12 protein-coding genes are annotated in these 16,431 nt (G+C 40.4%); 6 read left to right on the top strand and 6 right to left on the bottom strand.

Translation table 11 applies throughout. From position 1 onward, the window contains the following. Nucleotides 1–142 precede the first annotated feature (142 nt). On the bottom strand, nt 143–1,690 hold the full coding sequence (locus tag CLV81_RS02365; RefSeq protein ID WP_106143457.1) for a RagB/SusD family nutrient uptake outer membrane protein: 1,548 nt from the start codon (nt 1,688–1,690) through the stop codon (nt 143–145). A gap of 15 nt (nt 1,691–1,705) precedes the next feature. Then, complete coding sequence (locus tag CLV81_RS02360) at nt 1,706–4,768, bottom strand: SusC/RagA family TonB-linked outer membrane protein (protein WP_106143456.1); 3,063 nt, start codon at nt 4,766–4,768, stop codon at nt 1,706–1,708. Nucleotides 4,769–5,136: 368 nt separating this feature from the next. On the opposite strand from CLV81_RS02360, the gene CLV81_RS02355 reads away from it, so the two are divergent. From CLV81_RS02355 to CLV81_RS02345, 3 genes are read left to right on the top strand one after another with little or no spacing between them, the layout of a single operon-like run. Continuing rightward, nucleotides 5,137–6,156, top strand: a complete 1,020-nt coding sequence (locus CLV81_RS02355; protein ID WP_106143455.1) for a LacI family DNA-binding transcriptional regulator — start codon at nt 5,137–5,139, stop codon at nt 6,154–6,156. A gap of 55 nt (nt 6,157–6,211) precedes the next feature. Continuing rightward, on the top strand, nt 6,212–8,518 hold the full coding sequence (locus tag CLV81_RS02350) for a glycoside hydrolase family 65 protein (protein WP_106143454.1): 2,307 nt from the start codon (nt 6,212–6,214) through the stop codon (nt 8,516–8,518). Then, on the top strand, nt 8,515–10,386 hold the full coding sequence (locus CLV81_RS02345; RefSeq protein ID WP_106143453.1) for an alpha-amylase family protein: 1,872 nt from the start codon (nt 8,515–8,517) through the stop codon (nt 10,384–10,386). Before CLV81_RS02350 ends, CLV81_RS02345 begins: the two co-directional genes overlap by 4 nt. 55 nt (nt 10,387–10,441) lie before the next feature. Here CLV81_RS02345 and CLV81_RS02340 read toward each other — a convergent pair whose 3' ends face one another. Next, on the bottom strand, nt 10,442–10,861 hold the full coding sequence (locus tag CLV81_RS02340; RefSeq protein ID WP_106143452.1) for a hypothetical protein: 420 nt from the start codon (nt 10,859–10,861) through the stop codon (nt 10,442–10,444). A gap of 181 nt (nt 10,862–11,042) precedes the next feature. Here CLV81_RS02340 and CLV81_RS02335 point away from each other — a divergent pair, with 181 nt between their 5' ends. Beyond that, nucleotides 11,043–11,792, top strand: a complete 750-nt coding sequence (locus CLV81_RS02335) for a glycerophosphodiester phosphodiesterase (protein ID WP_170068319.1) — start codon at nt 11,043–11,045, stop codon at nt 11,790–11,792. After that, on the top strand, nt 11,792–13,078 hold the full coding sequence (locus CLV81_RS02330; RefSeq protein WP_106143451.1) for a BaiN/RdsA family NAD(P)/FAD-dependent oxidoreductase: 1,287 nt from the start codon (nt 11,792–11,794) through the stop codon (nt 13,076–13,078). Before CLV81_RS02335 ends, CLV81_RS02330 begins: the two co-directional genes overlap by 1 nt. Here the strand turns inward: CLV81_RS02330 and CLV81_RS02325 are convergent. Together CLV81_RS02325 and glpK are read right to left on the bottom strand one after the other, a co-directional pair. Beyond that, on the bottom strand, nt 13,062–13,790 hold the full coding sequence (locus tag CLV81_RS02325) for an MIP/aquaporin family protein (RefSeq protein ID WP_106143450.1): 729 nt from the start codon (nt 13,788–13,790) through the stop codon (nt 13,062–13,064). The genes CLV81_RS02330 and CLV81_RS02325 overlap by 17 nt on opposite strands. 12 nt (nt 13,791–13,802) lie before the next feature. Beyond that, a complete protein-coding gene (gene glpK, locus CLV81_RS02320) occupies nt 13,803–15,299 on the bottom strand; it encodes a glycerol kinase GlpK (protein ID WP_106143449.1) in 1,497 nt (498 codons plus the stop codon). 74 nt (nt 15,300–15,373) lie between these two features. Here glpK and CLV81_RS02315 point away from each other — a divergent pair, with 74 nt between their 5' ends. Beyond that, nucleotides 15,374–15,910, top strand: coding sequence for a DUF1697 domain-containing protein (locus CLV81_RS02315; protein WP_106143448.1), 537 nt, complete (start codon nt 15,374–15,376; stop codon nt 15,908–15,910). Here the strand turns inward: CLV81_RS02315 and CLV81_RS02310 are convergent. Beyond that, nucleotides 15,907–16,380 carry a TspO/MBR family protein gene (locus CLV81_RS02310; protein ID WP_106144873.1) on the bottom strand — a complete coding sequence of 158 codons (474 nt, stop codon included), beginning with the start codon at nt 16,378–16,380 and terminating at the stop codon, nt 15,907–15,909. The genes CLV81_RS02315 and CLV81_RS02310 overlap by 4 nt on opposite strands. Nucleotides 16,381–16,431 lie beyond the last annotated feature (51 nt).

Here is a 16,431-nt window from a genome sequence, read left to right as displayed (position 1 = left end):
TAATCCGGAAAGCTAAAAATTTTCATCTAATTATCATAGACACTGGTGTAGATTAACACTGATATTGGAAGCAAACTGGAAGGTTATGGAAAAAAAAAGAGGGCAATTAGCCCTCTTTATAATTATGGTTGATAAACTACTATTAATAACCTTCGTTTTGTACCAAGTTTGGGTTAGAACCAAGTGCTGTAGCTGGTATTGGGTAAAGCCTACGGAACTCATCTTGAACAGTTTTCATTTCCCATGTATCTGCGAAAGTGCCAAAGCGAATTTGTACCGCTCTGTTTCCTGCAATATTAGCCTCAGTGTTTAACTCTTTTGTAATCTCGTCATTGAGTTCTTCCAGAGTAATAGATCCCAAAGCAGGAACACCTGCTCTTTCTCTAATCAGGTTGACGTCCGCTACTGGGTCTGCACCCGTACCACCGCGAAGACCCGCTTCAGCTCTCATAAGTAGCGCCTCGGCAAATCTCAACCATACAAAATCATTTGTAGGGCTTGGAAAACCATCATCTCCACGTTGTGGATATTTTACCACGCGTATTCCGTTTCGCTCATTGTTGATTTCCAAACTGGTTAAAAGCTCATCTTCGTAAACCAAATCGGTTCCTTGTCTGTCTTGAAGTGGGGCTCCAGAACCGTCCAACTGTTGTCCCCTCAGGTATCCAGTAGATAGGCCATTAAAATCCGGTCCGTCCAATCCAAGCCTAGCATCATCAGCTACATCATTGGTGCCATGAAGCCTAAAGGTCTCGGTTAGGGTTACAAAACCGTTCCATCCTGTTTGGTTAGGGTGAATCATGTTAAATACCCTTTGTCCAGTACCAGTATCCAATGCCATGATTACCTCATCATTGGTAGATAAATCCCAGATATCAAAATAACCGTATTGACCATCGCCATCATCCAACATGAACCCAAAATCCTCAATAGCATCTACATCTGCGATTACCGCGTCCATGGCTCCGGCTGGTGCCGCACCAAGAATACTACCAGAATTTAAGTTGACCTTGGCTCTGATAAAGCGAGCAGCAGCCTCTCCAATAGTGAAAAGGTCACCGTCAGGCCCGTCTGTATGAAGATCTCCACTGGAAATCGCTGCGTCCAAATCTGAAATAATCAAATCAAATGCCTCTTGTGCACTCAAGACAGCTGGATCAACATCAACACCATCATTTACTCCCCTAAAAGGAACCTGGCCAAAGAAGTTAAGTACCATGAATGTATTTATGGCTCTTATTACTTGTGCCTGTGCAACTTGCGTTGCTGTTCTTCCAGCAGAGCTAGCGGGATCTAAAAGCTGTGTAGCTGCTAGAATCTGGGAGTTACGATTGTTCCAAGAATTCAATACATATAATTGGGTAGGATTCCAAGTATGATTATGCAATTGTCGCCATACTCCATTATCACCCCAGTCAGCACCTCTAGTTAAAACAGCAACATTATTTGCTGCAACCTCCATACAGGCATACTCGTTATTTTGCGCATTTAGGTTTTCAAGATTATTGTAAAGCGACTCCAAGGAGTTAGCAGCACTCACAACACCTCCAAACGAACCATCTGATTGGGCAACAGAAACTGAGTCTTGAAGAGGAACTTCCAAATCTGTACAGGACTGGCCTAACAGGAGTAGCGATGCTAATCCTAGAGATTGGACCAATCCTTTTTTAAACATTTTTTTTCTCATCATTTTGATTTTTTTTTATTAAAAAGTTGCATTAAAGCCTAAAGAAAAAGTTGTTGGTCTAGGAAATGCTGTAAGGTCTATCCCTAAAGAAGGAACATTATTAAGGTTCCTGTCTACTGAAACTTCAGGGTCTTGACCACTGTAGTCAGTTATAACAAAAAGGTTCTGACCACTCGCAAATATACGTAAACTGCTGAAAAGGCTATCTTCAGGGAGTGGGAAGTTATGTCCTACAGTTACGTTCTGAAGCCTTAAAAAGGAACCATCTTCCAAGAATCTTGAAGAAACTTCTGCAATATTCAACGGGTTTTCTGCTCCAACAAAAGGCAATACATCGGCTGTTACGTTTCGGCCCTGTGCAAGGTTACCGATTGCAAAGAATGCATTTCTGTTGTTACTGTAAATAGACTGACCGAACTGGCCATTGAAAAAGATGCTTGCATCCCAATTTCTGTAACGGAAATTCTGAGTAAATCCTAAGGTAACATCCGGTAAAGCACTTTCGCCAACAAAACGAGGTGTTCCAACTGTGGATTCTTCCCCATTTGCATCCAAGAAAATATTTACACCCTCAGTTGGGCCAATATTGTTTGGATCGGCAACAGGAGTCAGGCCTCTCCAATCATTTAAGAAAAAGCTAAAAAGTGGTTGACCATTCTCCAATTGTTGGGCAAATGCACCTGTCAGACCAGGACCATTAATCGCTCCAGTTTGAATAGGCTGCCCAGTAAAGTTTTGGATAATATTGTCGTTATAACCTACGTTAAAGTTGGTATCCCAAGAGAAGTCCTCGTTCTCAACGATAGTGGCATTTAAGTTAAATTCTACACCGGAGTTTTTGATTTCTCCATCTACATTTTGAAAAGCAAATGGCTGGACAGCAGGTTGGGCACTTTGTACCTGAAGAAGGAAACCAGAGGTAATTCTACTGTAGTATTCCAAAGAGCCGCTAACTCTGCTATCTAGAATAGCGAAGTCCAAACCAATATTTAGTTGCTCATTTTCTTCCCAGCGTAAATCTGGATCCTCGAATGCAACGAAAAGAGTGCCCCCTGGTTGAAAGGTACCACCATTATCTATACCTCCCGTGGCAGGTGGGGTTTGGTCAATATTTCCTACATTAAACCTTTCTCGTCTGGTAAACTGATTTGCACCTAATCCTTCTTGGTTTCCAGTAACACCCCATGCCACACGAAGTTTGAATCTATCAAAGAACTCTGGGAACCAGTCTTCTTCTGACATTGTCCAAGCTGCTCCTACAGCACCAAAAGTACCATATTGGTTGTTACCACCAAACCTTGACGAACCATCAATTCTCAGTGTACCAGATAAGTTATATTTACCCTGAATGGAATAATTAGTTCTTAGAAAGAAAGACTGCAATTCATCACGAGTTAAAGAACTCTGGTTTGAGAATGTTTGCGCAGAAGCAAGGTTATTCACCATTTGGAAAAGGTCAGTTGTTCTGAAATTTGCTGCCTCAATAGTTATGTTCTCGGCAACGAACTCTTGATAAGAATGTCCTAATGTAATGTCCAGAACGTTGTCGTTTGGACCAAAACTCTTGTTGTAATTAATATACGATTCCCATGTTGTATTAGTCAAATCGACTTCAAAGAAAGTAGCTCTACCTTGTCCAAAAGTCTGTTCGGAATTGAATAAACTCGAAATAGCTGAATTCGCAGAAGATGTGGACTTGTCCAAACCTATGTTCGTGTTGAATTTAAGGTTATCCGTAATTTTATATTCAGCCCCAACGTTAATCAACGCTCTCAACGTACTTGAGATGTTTCTAGTTAGACCAAGCACGGCTAGAGGGTTCCGTGTTTCAAATGTTGGTTGGTTGAAGGAACCATCATCATTGAATATTGGTTGCGTAGGGTTAAATGCCCAAGTGGTTGCCAATAGGTCACCACGAGCGTTGGGGTTATCTGCAATTGGAGGTCTTTGCGCTTCAATATTCGAAATAGTAGCTTGTGTACTTAATTTCAATTTGTCATCAAAAAATCGCTGTGAGGCATTGAATCTTGCCGTTAACCTATCAAACGTACTGTCCTCGACTTCACCTTCTTGATCTTGGTACCCAAAGGAGATTCTATAGTTTCCAGAATCATTACCACCTCCATAGGCCAGGTTGTAATTCTGGGTGAATGATGTTCTATAGATTTCGTCTTGCCATGAATTCCTAGCGCCAAAATCAAAATCAGAAGCAGTTCCACCCAAGTCAGTTTGTGCTTGTAAAAATTGGTCAGGAGTTAATAAATCCAATTGATTGGGTACATACCCAACAGAGAAAGTGGAGGAAAACTCTAAGGTACTTTTCCCAGCAGAACCACTTCTGGTGGTTATCAAGACGACACCATTGGCGCCTCTTGAACCATAAATAGCTGTTGCTGAAGCATCTTTTAAGATGTCGATACTAGCAATATCTGCTGGATTAAGGAAACTTAAAGGGTCCAAAGCGGCGGCTGTACCGATATCGGTATTTCCTCCCCCAGAGACTCCGGAAGTATTACCCCCATTCAATGGAATACCATCCACTACATATAGTGGGTTATTGTTGGAACGCACCGAGGCAGTACCACGAATTCTCACATTTACCGCTGCACCAGGTTCACCAGTGGTGGCGGAAATCTGCACCCCCGCAGTTTTACCTTGAATTAATTGTTGCGGATTGACAATTACACCTTTGTTGAATTCTTCAGCTTTTACACTTTCAACTGCACCAACAGAAGTTCTTCTTGATTGAGTACCGTAACCGACAACTACAACTTCATCCAGTTGACTGGCATCTTCTTGAAGGGTCACATTTATTGTAGTTTGTCCATTTACAGGAATTTCCTGTGATGCAAAACCGATGTAACTGAAAACGATGACTGCGTCAGCTGCAACATCATTAAGTGTATAATTACCATCAAAATCAGTTTGCGTACCATTGGTTGTGCCTTTGACTACAACACTGGCTCCCGGCAAAGGTCCACTGGCATCTGAAACCGTACCGGTTACTGTTTGGGCCTTAACCATACCGAAACATAATAATGCCCCAATAAAAAGAAAGCCTCTAAGTAGCGTAATCTTCATAAATAATTAATTTTAAGTTTAGTTAATTTCAATTCAAGTGTTAAACATATATAAAAAAAAGGTTAATCAAAATTTAAGCATTATTCAGTGTTTAACGAAAACGGTTTCGTGTTGATAAGTTTGGGAAAATGTTGGTTTGATAAATCTTTAAGGCCTAATTTAATCAAATCTTAATAATAATGCGGCTTTTTAACGAAATTAATAATACCCTACGAATATACTATTTTATTTCAATCACTAGATTTAGCGACCTTCATTGATGAATTTCATTTCTTCTTAGTGTTTTGTTAAATGTTTATCTAAAAGAACTGTTAATACACTGTTTTGGTTATTTTTCCATTTACTTTTTAAGATTTGAGAATAAACTATTGAAATCAAAAATCACATTAAAGGATATAGCAAGGGAACTTGAAGTTTCCATTTCCACCGTTTCCAAGGCGCTGAAGAACAGCGAAGAAATCAGTAGGGATACCAAGGAAAAGGTTCAGGCATTTGCACGTTTGTACAACTATAAGCCAAACAACATTGCTATTAGCTTAAAGAACAAGCGTACCAAAAATATCGGTGTTGTGATTCCAGATATTGTTCACCATTTTTTTACTACGGTTATAAGAGGTATCGAAAAGTATGCGAATGCCAAGGGGTACAATGTAATTGTTTGTCTTTCCGAAGAGTCATTTGACAAAGAAGTAATAAACATGGAGATGTTGGCAAACGGCAGCATTGATGGTTTTATAATGTCACTTTCCTCAGAAACACAGGCAAAAAAGGATTTCAATCATCTCAAGGAGGTAATGGAGCAAGGAATTCCAGTAGTTTTATTCGATAGGATAACCAATGAAATTGATTGTGATAAGGTAATTATAGATGACAAATTAGGAGGCTACCTCGCAACCAAGAAACTGATTGAGCAAGGAAAACGGAAAATAGCCCTTATTACAACTGATGATTATTTAAGTGTAAGCAAAGCTAGAGGGCAAGGTCACAGAAAAGCTTTGATAGATAGTGGCTTGGAAGTTGATGAATCTCGAATCCTCAAACTCCCTACCATGGAAATGGACGAAGAACGTATACGCAGTTTTTTTGATAGCATTGAGTTTGACGCTGTTCTCTGTGTGAACGAAATTTTTGCTGTTTTTAGTATGCGGGTGGCTTTGGAAAAAGGCTTGAAGATACCTGATGATGTCGCTGTGATTGGATTTACCAACGGACTTCTGTCCAAGTATGCTAATCCTAGTTTGACGGTTGTAGCTCAGCATGGAGAAAAAATGGGTGAGATTTCTGCTCAAATGCTGATTGATAAAGTGGAAAGTGAAAAAGAGGAAGAAACTTTTCAAACCAAAATTTTGGAACCTACTTTGGTAGTAAGAGACTCAACAATTAACTAAGTTTGTCCCTTTAGAATTCAATCTACAATCTTAACTTCTACCATATACTTAACAAATGAACCAAGATTATATAAAGGCAGACCCCTGGTCAATTATCGAAGAAGGGTTTGACAAAGAACGTGTAAAATCTTCCGAAAGTCTTTTTAGCATTGGAAATGGCGCTATGGGCCAACGGGCCAATTTTGAGGAAACCTACACAGGGGAAACTTTTCAAGGAAGCTATATTGCTGGGGTATATTATCCTGACAAAACCAGAGTCGGGTGGTGGAAAAATGGGTATCCAGAGTATTTTGCCAAGGTATTGAACGCACCCAATTGGATTGGTATTGATATATCCATTGATGGAGAACCTTTGGACCTAAACACATGTAGGGAAGTAAAAGACTTTGCACGTCAGCTTAATATGAAGGAAGGTTGGTACCAACGGTCCTTCGTTGCTACAATGCCCAATGGTATTGAGGTTTCAGTTGTTTCTACCCGTTTTCTAAGCCTACATCTAGATGAATTGGGAGCAATTAAGTACGAAGTTCAAGTTTTGAACAGAGAAGCTGAAATTACTGCATTCGCATATCTGGACAGTGGGATCAAGAATATGGACAGTAATTGGGATGACCAGTTTTGGAACACAACCCGTGTCCATTCTGAAGGTAATCGTGCTTTTATTGAGTCCCACACCCTAAAAACCAATTTTGCCACTTGCACCTTTATGGAAGCCACTCTTTATCGGGATGGCAATGCATATGAAACTGAACCGGTTCACAAAAAAGATGAACTAGCAGTTGGAATGAGTTTTGTGGTTGAAGCAAAAAAGGGAGAAAAGATTGCGCTTCAAAAATATGGGGGATACACTGTTTCAAGAAATCATAATTCCTCAGAATTGAGGAATGCCGCCAATAGTACTTTGGACAAAGCTTCTGAAATTGGATTCGATGGCCTATTTGAACAGCAAAAGAAAGATTGGGCGAGTATTTGGGAAATGAGCGATATTGAAATTGAAGGTGATATCAAGGCACAGCAAGGCATCCGTTTTAATATTTTTCAGCTGAACCAAACGTATTTAGGTAAAGATTCCAGATTGAATATAGGCCCTAAAGGATTTACTGGAGAAAAGTACGGAGGAAGTACCTATTGGGATACCGAAGCCTATTGTCTACCATTTTACATGGCTACAAAAAATCAAGAAGTGGCATGGAGTCTTCTGGAGTATCGGTACAACCACCTAGAAAAGGCCATTGAGAATGCTGAGAAGTTAGGGTTCAAAGATGGCGCAGCACTTTATCCTATGGTTACGATGAATGGTGAAGAGTGCCACAATGAATGGGAAATCACTTTTGAAGAAATACATAGAAATGGGGCTATTGCCTTTGCCATCTATAATTATCATCGCTATACCAATGATTATAGCTATGTTCCAAAAATGGGGCTGGAGGTATTAATAGGAATAGCTCGTTTTTGGCAACAACGTTTCAACTATTCCGAAGACAAGCAAAGCTATGTCATGTTGGGAGTAACTGGGCCTAATGAATATGAAAATAACATAAACAACAATTGGTATACCAATTATTTGGCCAAGTGGTGTATTGAATACACATCCGAACAACTAGGGAAAGTAGAAAAGGAGTACCCAGAAGATTACGCTAGGATAATCAGTAAAACTCAATTAACTGTTGCAGAAACCAATGCATGGGATAAATTGGCATCCAATATTTATTTTCCTTTCTCCGAAAAGTATGACGTGTACTTGCAACAAGACGGTTTTCTGGACAAGGAAATGATTCGTGTCAAGGATTTGGCAAAATCGGAACGGCCAATTAATCAAAAATGGAGCTGGGATAGGATATTACGCTCACCATATATTAAACAGGCAGATGTGCTTCAAGGTTTTTATTTTTTTGAAGACCATTTTTCGCAAGGGCAACTTGAAAAGCATTTCGATTTTTATGAACCCTTCACGGTCCATGAATCATCTTTGTCTCCTTGTGTCCATAGCATTCAGGCCGCCAAGTTGGGTCGGATGGAGCAGGCCTATACCTTTTATTTAAGAACCTCTAGGTTGGATTTGGACGATTACAATAAAGAAGTAGAGGAAGGGCTGCACATTACCTCAATGGCCGGAACATGGATGAGCATAGTGGAAGGTTTTGGAGGAATGCGGGTCAAGGACAATCAATTGTCTTTTGAACCACAAATTCCGGAACAATGGCAATCCTATGCCTTCAAAGTAAATTTCAGGGGACAAATCATTACCATCAAGGTGGAGAAGGGCACATCTAGTTTTTCGGTTACCGGAGATACTGATTTAGATGTTTTGGTGAATGGGAAGACGGTTACCTTAACTCCAGGAAAAGTAGTTCAGGCATGAAAAAATGGGCCTTCGGTTGTTTTTTTCTGATACTTGGGGGCTTTCTGGCGTGCGAATCAAATATCAAAACCAAAGAAGTGGAATCAATTACAGAAAGAAAGGCAGTGATTTATCAGGTATTTACAAGACTTTTTGGGAATACCAACACTACAAATAAGCCATGGGGAACCATTGACGATAATGGTATTGGAAAGTTTTCAGATTTTACCGAAACCGCTCTTTCCGAAATAAGAGACTTAGGAGTTACCCACATTTGGTATACAGGCATTCCTCATCATGCCGTGATTAATGACTACACAGAATTTGGTATTTCCAATGATGACCCCGATGTTGTGAAAGGACGAGCAGGTTCGCCTTATGCTGTTAAAGACTATTACAACGTGAATCCTGACCTTGCCGATAACCCAGAAAATAGGTTGCAGGAGTTTAAGGATTTGGTGGATAGGACCCATAAAGCCGGAATGAAAGTGTTGATTGATATTGTGCCAAATCATGTGGCACGAAACTACGAAGGCCTTACCAATCCAGAAGGAGTACTGGACTTTGGAGCGAAAGATGACACGTCTTTGGAGTATCATGTAAACAACAATTTCTACTACGTAGTTGGAGAGGAGTTCAAAGTGCCCAGTTGGGATGGAGATTATCAACCTTTAGGAGGTGAAAACAATGTACTTTCCGATGGTAAATTTAAAGAGATTCCAGCCAAGTGGACAGGTAATGGGTCAAGATTGGCCCAACCCCATTTCAACGATTGGTATGAGACGGTTAAAGTTAATTATGGAGTAAGACCTGATGGAATAAAGGATTTTAAGGAATTACCTGAATCATATAAGGACAAAGGCTATCAAGAACATTATAACTTTTGGCAGGATAAAAAGATACCGGATTCTTGGATAAAATTCAGGGACATCGCCTTGTATTGGTTGGATTTTGGTGTAGATGGATTCCGTTTTGATATGGCCGAAATGGTCCCCGTAGAGTTTTGGAGTTACATGAACTCCAACATCAAGATGAAAAATCCAGAAGCTTTTCTCTTGGCGGAAGTGTACAATCCGGAATTGTACCGAGAATATATCCATAAAGGAAAAATGGATTACCTATATGATAAAGTAGAGCTTTATGATAGTATCAAACACATTATTAAAGGATACGGTTGGACCGACCATATTCCCGTTGTTCAAAAAGGAATTCAGGATATTGAACACCACATGCTACATTTCTTGGAAAATCATGACGAACAGCGTATTGCCAGTCCAGACTTTGCAGGAAATGCAGAATTAGCAAAACCTGCGATGGTGGTTTCGGCGACCATAAGTACTTCGCCCACCATGATTTACTTTGGGCAAGAAGTAGGTGAACCCGGAGCAGAAGAGGCTGGTTTTGGAGATCCAACCCGTACATCAATTTTTGACTACATAGGAGTGCCTCATCACCAACGCTGGATCAATGATAAAAGGTTTGATGGAGGTCAACTTTCTAAACAGGAAAAGCAACTTCGGGATTTCTACAAAAGACTATTGAATTTCACGATTTCCAGTGAAGCCTTGATGGGAGAGTATGAGGATATCCATTTCTTCAACAAGGAAAATACCGAAAACTATGATCATAGAGTACTTTCTTACGTAAGATGGTCTCCTAATGAAAAACTCATTATAGTTTCAAACTTCGAGGAAGGTAAAACCTATAGTTTTGAACTACAAATCCCGGAACATCTTATTCAAAAATGGGATTTGAAAGATGGAAACTATGACCTTAAGGAAGAATTATATGGTAATGCACTTTTCCAATTGATGGTCGAGAAAGGTTTAGGCAAAATCAATATTGAAATCCAACCATTGGAATCTCTTATCCTGAGTCTGAAATCATAAAAAAGGGCAGATTGATATACAACCCGCCCGCCAGTTAAAGGTCGGTTAATTGTCCTTATTTCTTACTGGCTGTTTTTTGATATACCAATGCGATGATGGCTCCGACTATACCATAATATAAAATGTCTATTACAGCCTCAGCAATATGACCGGTCATATCCATCCAATTGGCGGTAGCATACCAAATAAGCCCCATGGAAATGCCAACGAAGGCACCAATCAAAGCACCAAATTGAAAACCCTCACCTAAAGAATGATGTCCTCTTGCCCATTTACTGTACAAAGAGCTTAATACAAAAGCCCCAACAATATTTCCAAGGGCAATTAGTCCCAAATTCGGTACTTCCTTCATCACATTGACCAAGGAGTGTTCCTCAAAAAAGTCGGCGGTAGCAATACCCCAAATGAGGTATCCTAAGAAAAACATGACCACCCCTGCAACAAGAGTGGCCAACAAGTTTGATTTTGAAAACATGTTTGCTAATTAATTGGTTGTTAATATGATAAAAATATTAAATATTATTTGACAATTTGACAATACAAGTAAGTTGTGATTATTAATCTTATTTTTAAATGCCCTTCCAGCTGGATTTAGAGCATTCTTGTTTTAACCGTTTTCTAACCAAATTGTATTTTTAGGCATCAAATCAACTAGAATGAAAACTGCTTTGCGATTTTTAGGAATTGTGTTTCTCTTCAATGCATGTACAATGATGAATTCAAAACCTTTGGTAATCGGACACCGCGGTGCTATGGGGCATGAAACGGAAAATACATTGGCCTCGGTTCAAAAAGCCTTGGATTTAGGGGTGGATATGATTGAAATTGATGTGTTCATCATCGAAAGTGGTGAAATTGTAGTTTTTCATGATGAACGAGTGGACCGCTTGGCCAACAGCGGAGGTAGGATTGAGGAATACAATATTTTTGATGTGAAGCAATTGATTTTAGATGGGAATCACAAGATTCCAATGTTACAGGAGGTATTGGACCTTATTGATAACAAGGTGGCACTTAACATTGAATTGAAGGGAGCCAATACAACCGACAGGGTAAACTTCATAATCGACTATTATGTTAGAGAAAGAGGATGGTCATTGGATAACTTCATCATTTCTAGTTTTAAATGGGATGAGTTGCGAAAAATGCGAGAGCGAAATCCTTCCATAAATATTGCCGTATTAACTGAAGAAGACCCTCTAAAAGCTATAGGCGTAGCAAAAGAATTGAATGCGGTCGCCATTAATCCTTACTTTAAGAAGCTGACAGCGGAGAATATAGCTCAAATAAAAAAAGAAGGGTTTAAGATTTACACTTGGACCGTGAATGAACCTGCCGATATTCAAGGCATGGTCGATTATGGTGTGGATGGAATCATTACGAATTATCCTGAACGCGTGAATTAATGTTCGATGTTATTGTGGCGGGTGGAGGTGCTGCAGGTTTTTATGCTGCTATTCAAATTGCCCAAAAAAACCCAACTCTTAAAATTGCTATTCTTGAACGGGGAAAAACAGTGCTTTCCAAGGTAAAAATATCTGGAGGGGGTAGGTGCAACGTTACCCAAGCCAAGTTTTATGCGAATGAACTAGTGGATGGCTATCCAAGAGGACAAAAAGAATTACTGGGGCCCTTTCATACCCATGCTCCAGGAGATGTTGTTGCATTTTTTGAAGAGAGAGGGGTGCCACTCAAAACTGAGGAAGACGGCCGGATATTTCCTAAAAGCGATTCCTCTCAATGTGTTATAGATTGCTTTCTGAATGAGATAGAAAAACATGGAATCCAACTTCTAAAAAACAGTTCCGTAAAAGGTTTTGAGAAGCTGAAAAATGGGAATTGGCAAGTATCCACAATGAATAAGAACTATGAGACGCGGATACTGCTTTTGGCCACAGGGAGCAATACCAGGGTATGGAGTTTTTTACAAGATATGGGCCATACCATTGTGCCTCCTGTGCCTTCATTGTTCACATTTAATATTAATGATGAGCGCATCAAAGGAATACCTGGAATCAGTGTCGATGCTTCTATTGAGATTCCTCCCAAGAAAATATTCTCTTCAACCATTAGCGTAGATTTAAAGAGTGCACCCAAGCAACATCCAGTTCTGGAGTCAGAAGGTCCTGTGCTCATTACTCATTGGGGTCTTAGCGGCCCTGCTATTTTGAAATCATCCGCATGGGGGGCAAGAATTTTGGAAAAGTATAAATACAATTTTAGGGTCATAGTTAATTGGACGCCAGAGTATTCTACCGCTTCTATGGAAGGGTTTTTACGTGAAGTAAAAGAAGTGGAAGCCAAGAAAACAGTTTCAAGGACACAAGCACTAACCTTACCCAAGCGATTATGGATGAGGTTAGTTGGTGCCGCCGGAATATCCAAGGAACTCAGGTGGGGAGAGGTGAACAAGGAACAATTGAAGAATTTGTCAAGACAACTTACGGCTTGTTCGTTTAAAGTGGAAGGGAAAAGTACATTTAAAGAAGAATTCGTGACTGCGGGAGGTGTAGATTTAAAGGAAATCAATTTCAAGACATTTGAGAGCAAATTGTTCCCTAACCTATTTTTCGCAGGAGAGATTATCGATGTTGATGGGATTACGGGTGGTTATAACTTTCAAAACGCATGGACTGGGGCATACCTTGCCGCCCAAGAAATAGCATCTAGGTCACTTACTGTAACCACATAGACAAAAAAGCGGCCAAAGCGGCACCCAAAATGGGGCCAACTACAGGAATCCATGAATATCCCCAACCATTTGAACCTTTATTTTTGATAGGAACCAGTGCATGTACTATTCTTGGTCCAAGATCACGTGCAGGGTTTATAGCATACCCAGTGGTCCCACCTAGCGATAAGCCAATTCCCCAAACAATAAGAGCTACAGGAAGTGCACCAAGTGAACCTAATCCAATAATACTGTTGTCTTTCATTAGGGTCGCATCGGTGAAATACAGTACCGCAAAAACCAATACGAAGGTGCCTATGGTTTCTGTCAAAACATTCAAGAAAGTATTTGGTATTGCCGGAGCGTTACAGAATACTGCCCGTTTGCTGTTCCCATCTTCGGTTGCATCAAAATGATCTTTATGAATCGCCCAAACGAAAAAAGCGCCAAGCATGGCCCCAATAAACTGCGCAATGATATAATGGGGGACATCATAGATTGAAAAGTCACCTGAAAGTGCTAGTCCAACAGTGACTGCAGGGTTCATATGTGCCCCGCTATAAGGGCCGGCAACTACAACCCCGGTATATACGGCAAACGCCCATCCGGTTGTAATTACAATCCATCCGGATTGACTGCCAAAAGTTCCTTTGAGGGATACGTTTGCGTTTACACCGCATCCCAGTAGAATCAATAAGAAAGTGCCTACTATCTCAGCAACAAAGGGTGTCATACTAAAATGATATTAATTGGTTTTGGTCCAATGCTCCAATGCTTCAATAGCACGATACCAGCCCTTTATTCCATTTTCGATGACTTCTCGTTCTTCGGTTGGAGTAAAGCGCACATCGGTTTCCCAAATTTTCTGGATTTCCTCAGCACTTTCCCAAAAGCCTACTGCCAAACCTGCTAGATACGCTGCTCCCATGACCGTGGTTTCCACTATTTTCGGTCGAACGGCAACTGTATTCAATACATCAGCTTGAAACTGCATCAACATATTATTTACGGTTGCGCCTCCATCCACGCGAAGTTCTTTAATAGATATGCCCGAATCCGCTTCCATGGCCTTTAAAATATCCATGGTTTGGTAGGCGATGGATTCCAAAGCTGCCCTAGCAATATGGGCATCTGTGCTTCCACGGGTTAAACCAAAAATGGTCCCTTGGGCATATTGATTCCAATGTGGTGCGCCTAGACCGGCAAAAGCTGGAACAAAATACACCCCTTCGGATGAATCAATGGAACCTGCCAAATCTTCAACATCTGATGAATTCTTTATGACTTTAAGGCTATCTCGAAGCCATTGTACAACGGCACCAGCGATGAAAATACTTCCTTCTAGCGCATATTCTGTTTTTCCATTGATTTTCCAAGCTACGGTTGTAAGAAGATTGTTTTTGGACACAATAGGTTTTTCACCAATATTCATCAGCATAAAACAACCAGTACCGTAAGTGTTTTTTACCATACCTTGCTTGGTGCACATTTGACCAAACAATGCAGCCTGTTGATCCCCGGCAATACCCGAGATTGGAATTTTGGCTGCAAAAAAATTGGGTCCTGTATGTCCGTAGACTTCACTGGATTGTTTTACTTCAGGAAGCATGCTTTTTGGAATGGTCAATAGTTCCAACAGTTCATCGTCCCAATCCATGGTGTTGATATTGAAAATAAGCGAGCGGGAAGCATTGGTGACATCAGTAACATGTAGCTTGCCCTCTGTCATTTTCCAAATGAGCCAAGTGTCAATGGTGCCAAGGACCAAATCTCCAGCTTCCGCTTTTTCGCGGGCCCCTTCTACATTGTCCAGTATCCACTTAACCTTAGTTCCCGAAAAATAAGAGTCAATGACCAAACCTGTTTTTTCTCGAATCATTTCAGATTTGCCTTGTTGCTTCAGTTCATCGCAATAGGCGGATGTACGTTTGTCTTGCCAAACAATGGCGTTATAGACGGGTTCGCCAGTATTTTTGTCCCAAACCACTACCGTTTCCCTTTGATTTGTTATTCCAATGGCAGCAATTTGGTCTCCCTTTATTCCCTTCTTGCTAACAGCTTCCGCTGCCATTCCTGCCTGAGTGGCCCATATTTCTGTTGCATCGTGCTCTACCCATCCCGGTTTTGGAAAAATCTGTGTAAATTCTTTTTGGGCAACTGAAACAATGGTTCCCTGTTTGTCTACCACAACTGCTCTGGAACTGGTAGTGCCTTGATCTAAGGCAAGTATATACTGACTCATTTTTGGTTAATTTAACATCGCTGAATTTACTAAAATAAATCGGAGTTGTCCGATCAAAACTTAAAATTCAATCGATGAAAAAACACATAGCCCTTTTAAGGGGGATCAACGTAGGAGGGCATAAAAAAATAAAAATGGCAGAACTTAGAGAAGTATTGTCTTGCAACGGATTCCAGGAAGTTCAAACCTATATTCAAAGTGGTAATATAATTTTTCAAACCAAAAGTCAGACCTCTCTGGAACTTGCTAAAAAGATTAAGCAGCTTATTGAGGACAAATTTGGGTTTCAAGTTCCTGTTTTGGTGATTACCGCCGGGGAATTGCGAAACCTTTTGGACAACAATCCTTTTGCTGAAAAACCTGAAAAGAACTTAATGTTTTTCACTTTACTAAAAACTACTCCCGATTCAGAAAAGGTATCCGATTTCAAGAAATACCAATTTGAGAATGAGAACTTTCATTTTACCGAGAATTGCGTGTATTTGAGTTTTTCAGATAACTACAGAAACTCAAAACTCAACAATAATTTTATAGAGAACAAACTGGGGGTGGAAGCTACGACCCGCAACCTAAAAACCATGGAAAAACTACAGGAGCTTCTGGATTCTTAGTTAAGTCTCCAGATGGAAAAATTCAGTAGTGTTGCGAAACCAACCCACAGTAAATAGGGAACCAAGAGAAGCGCAGCTACCTTACTGACAACCCTGAACCAACGAATGGTGAGGATAATAAGCGTCAAAAGGGTTAGGATGACAATTAATGCCCAAAACGGATTTTTAAATCCAAAAAACACAATACTCCACAGGGCGTTGAACAAAAGTTGAAACCCGAAATGGTACAGCGCCGTTTTCACCCATATATGATGAAAACCTTTGGACCATACAATACCTGCAGCGACTCCCATTAAAACATAAAGCACGGTCCAGACGGGAGCAAAAACTGCATTTGGAGGATTAAAACTGGGTTTGTTCAAGGTGGTGTACCAAGTATTCACAGAGCTCTGCGTAGCAAAGCTGGAAAGAAAGCCAATAAACAGGCAAACAAGTACGGCAATACCGATATAAGTGACTTTCTTTTTCATGACGGGTGTTGGCTCTCTAAAATAACAATTTATTTCATTCTTCCATTTGGG

Origin of the sequence: Flagellimonas meridianipacifica (genome assembly GCF_003001695.1) — a bacterium.
Classification (GTDB): Bacteria; Bacteroidota; Bacteroidia; order Flavobacteriales; family Flavobacteriaceae; genus Flagellimonas; species Flagellimonas meridianipacifica.
This window is presented reverse-complemented; position numbering and strand designations above follow the sequence as displayed.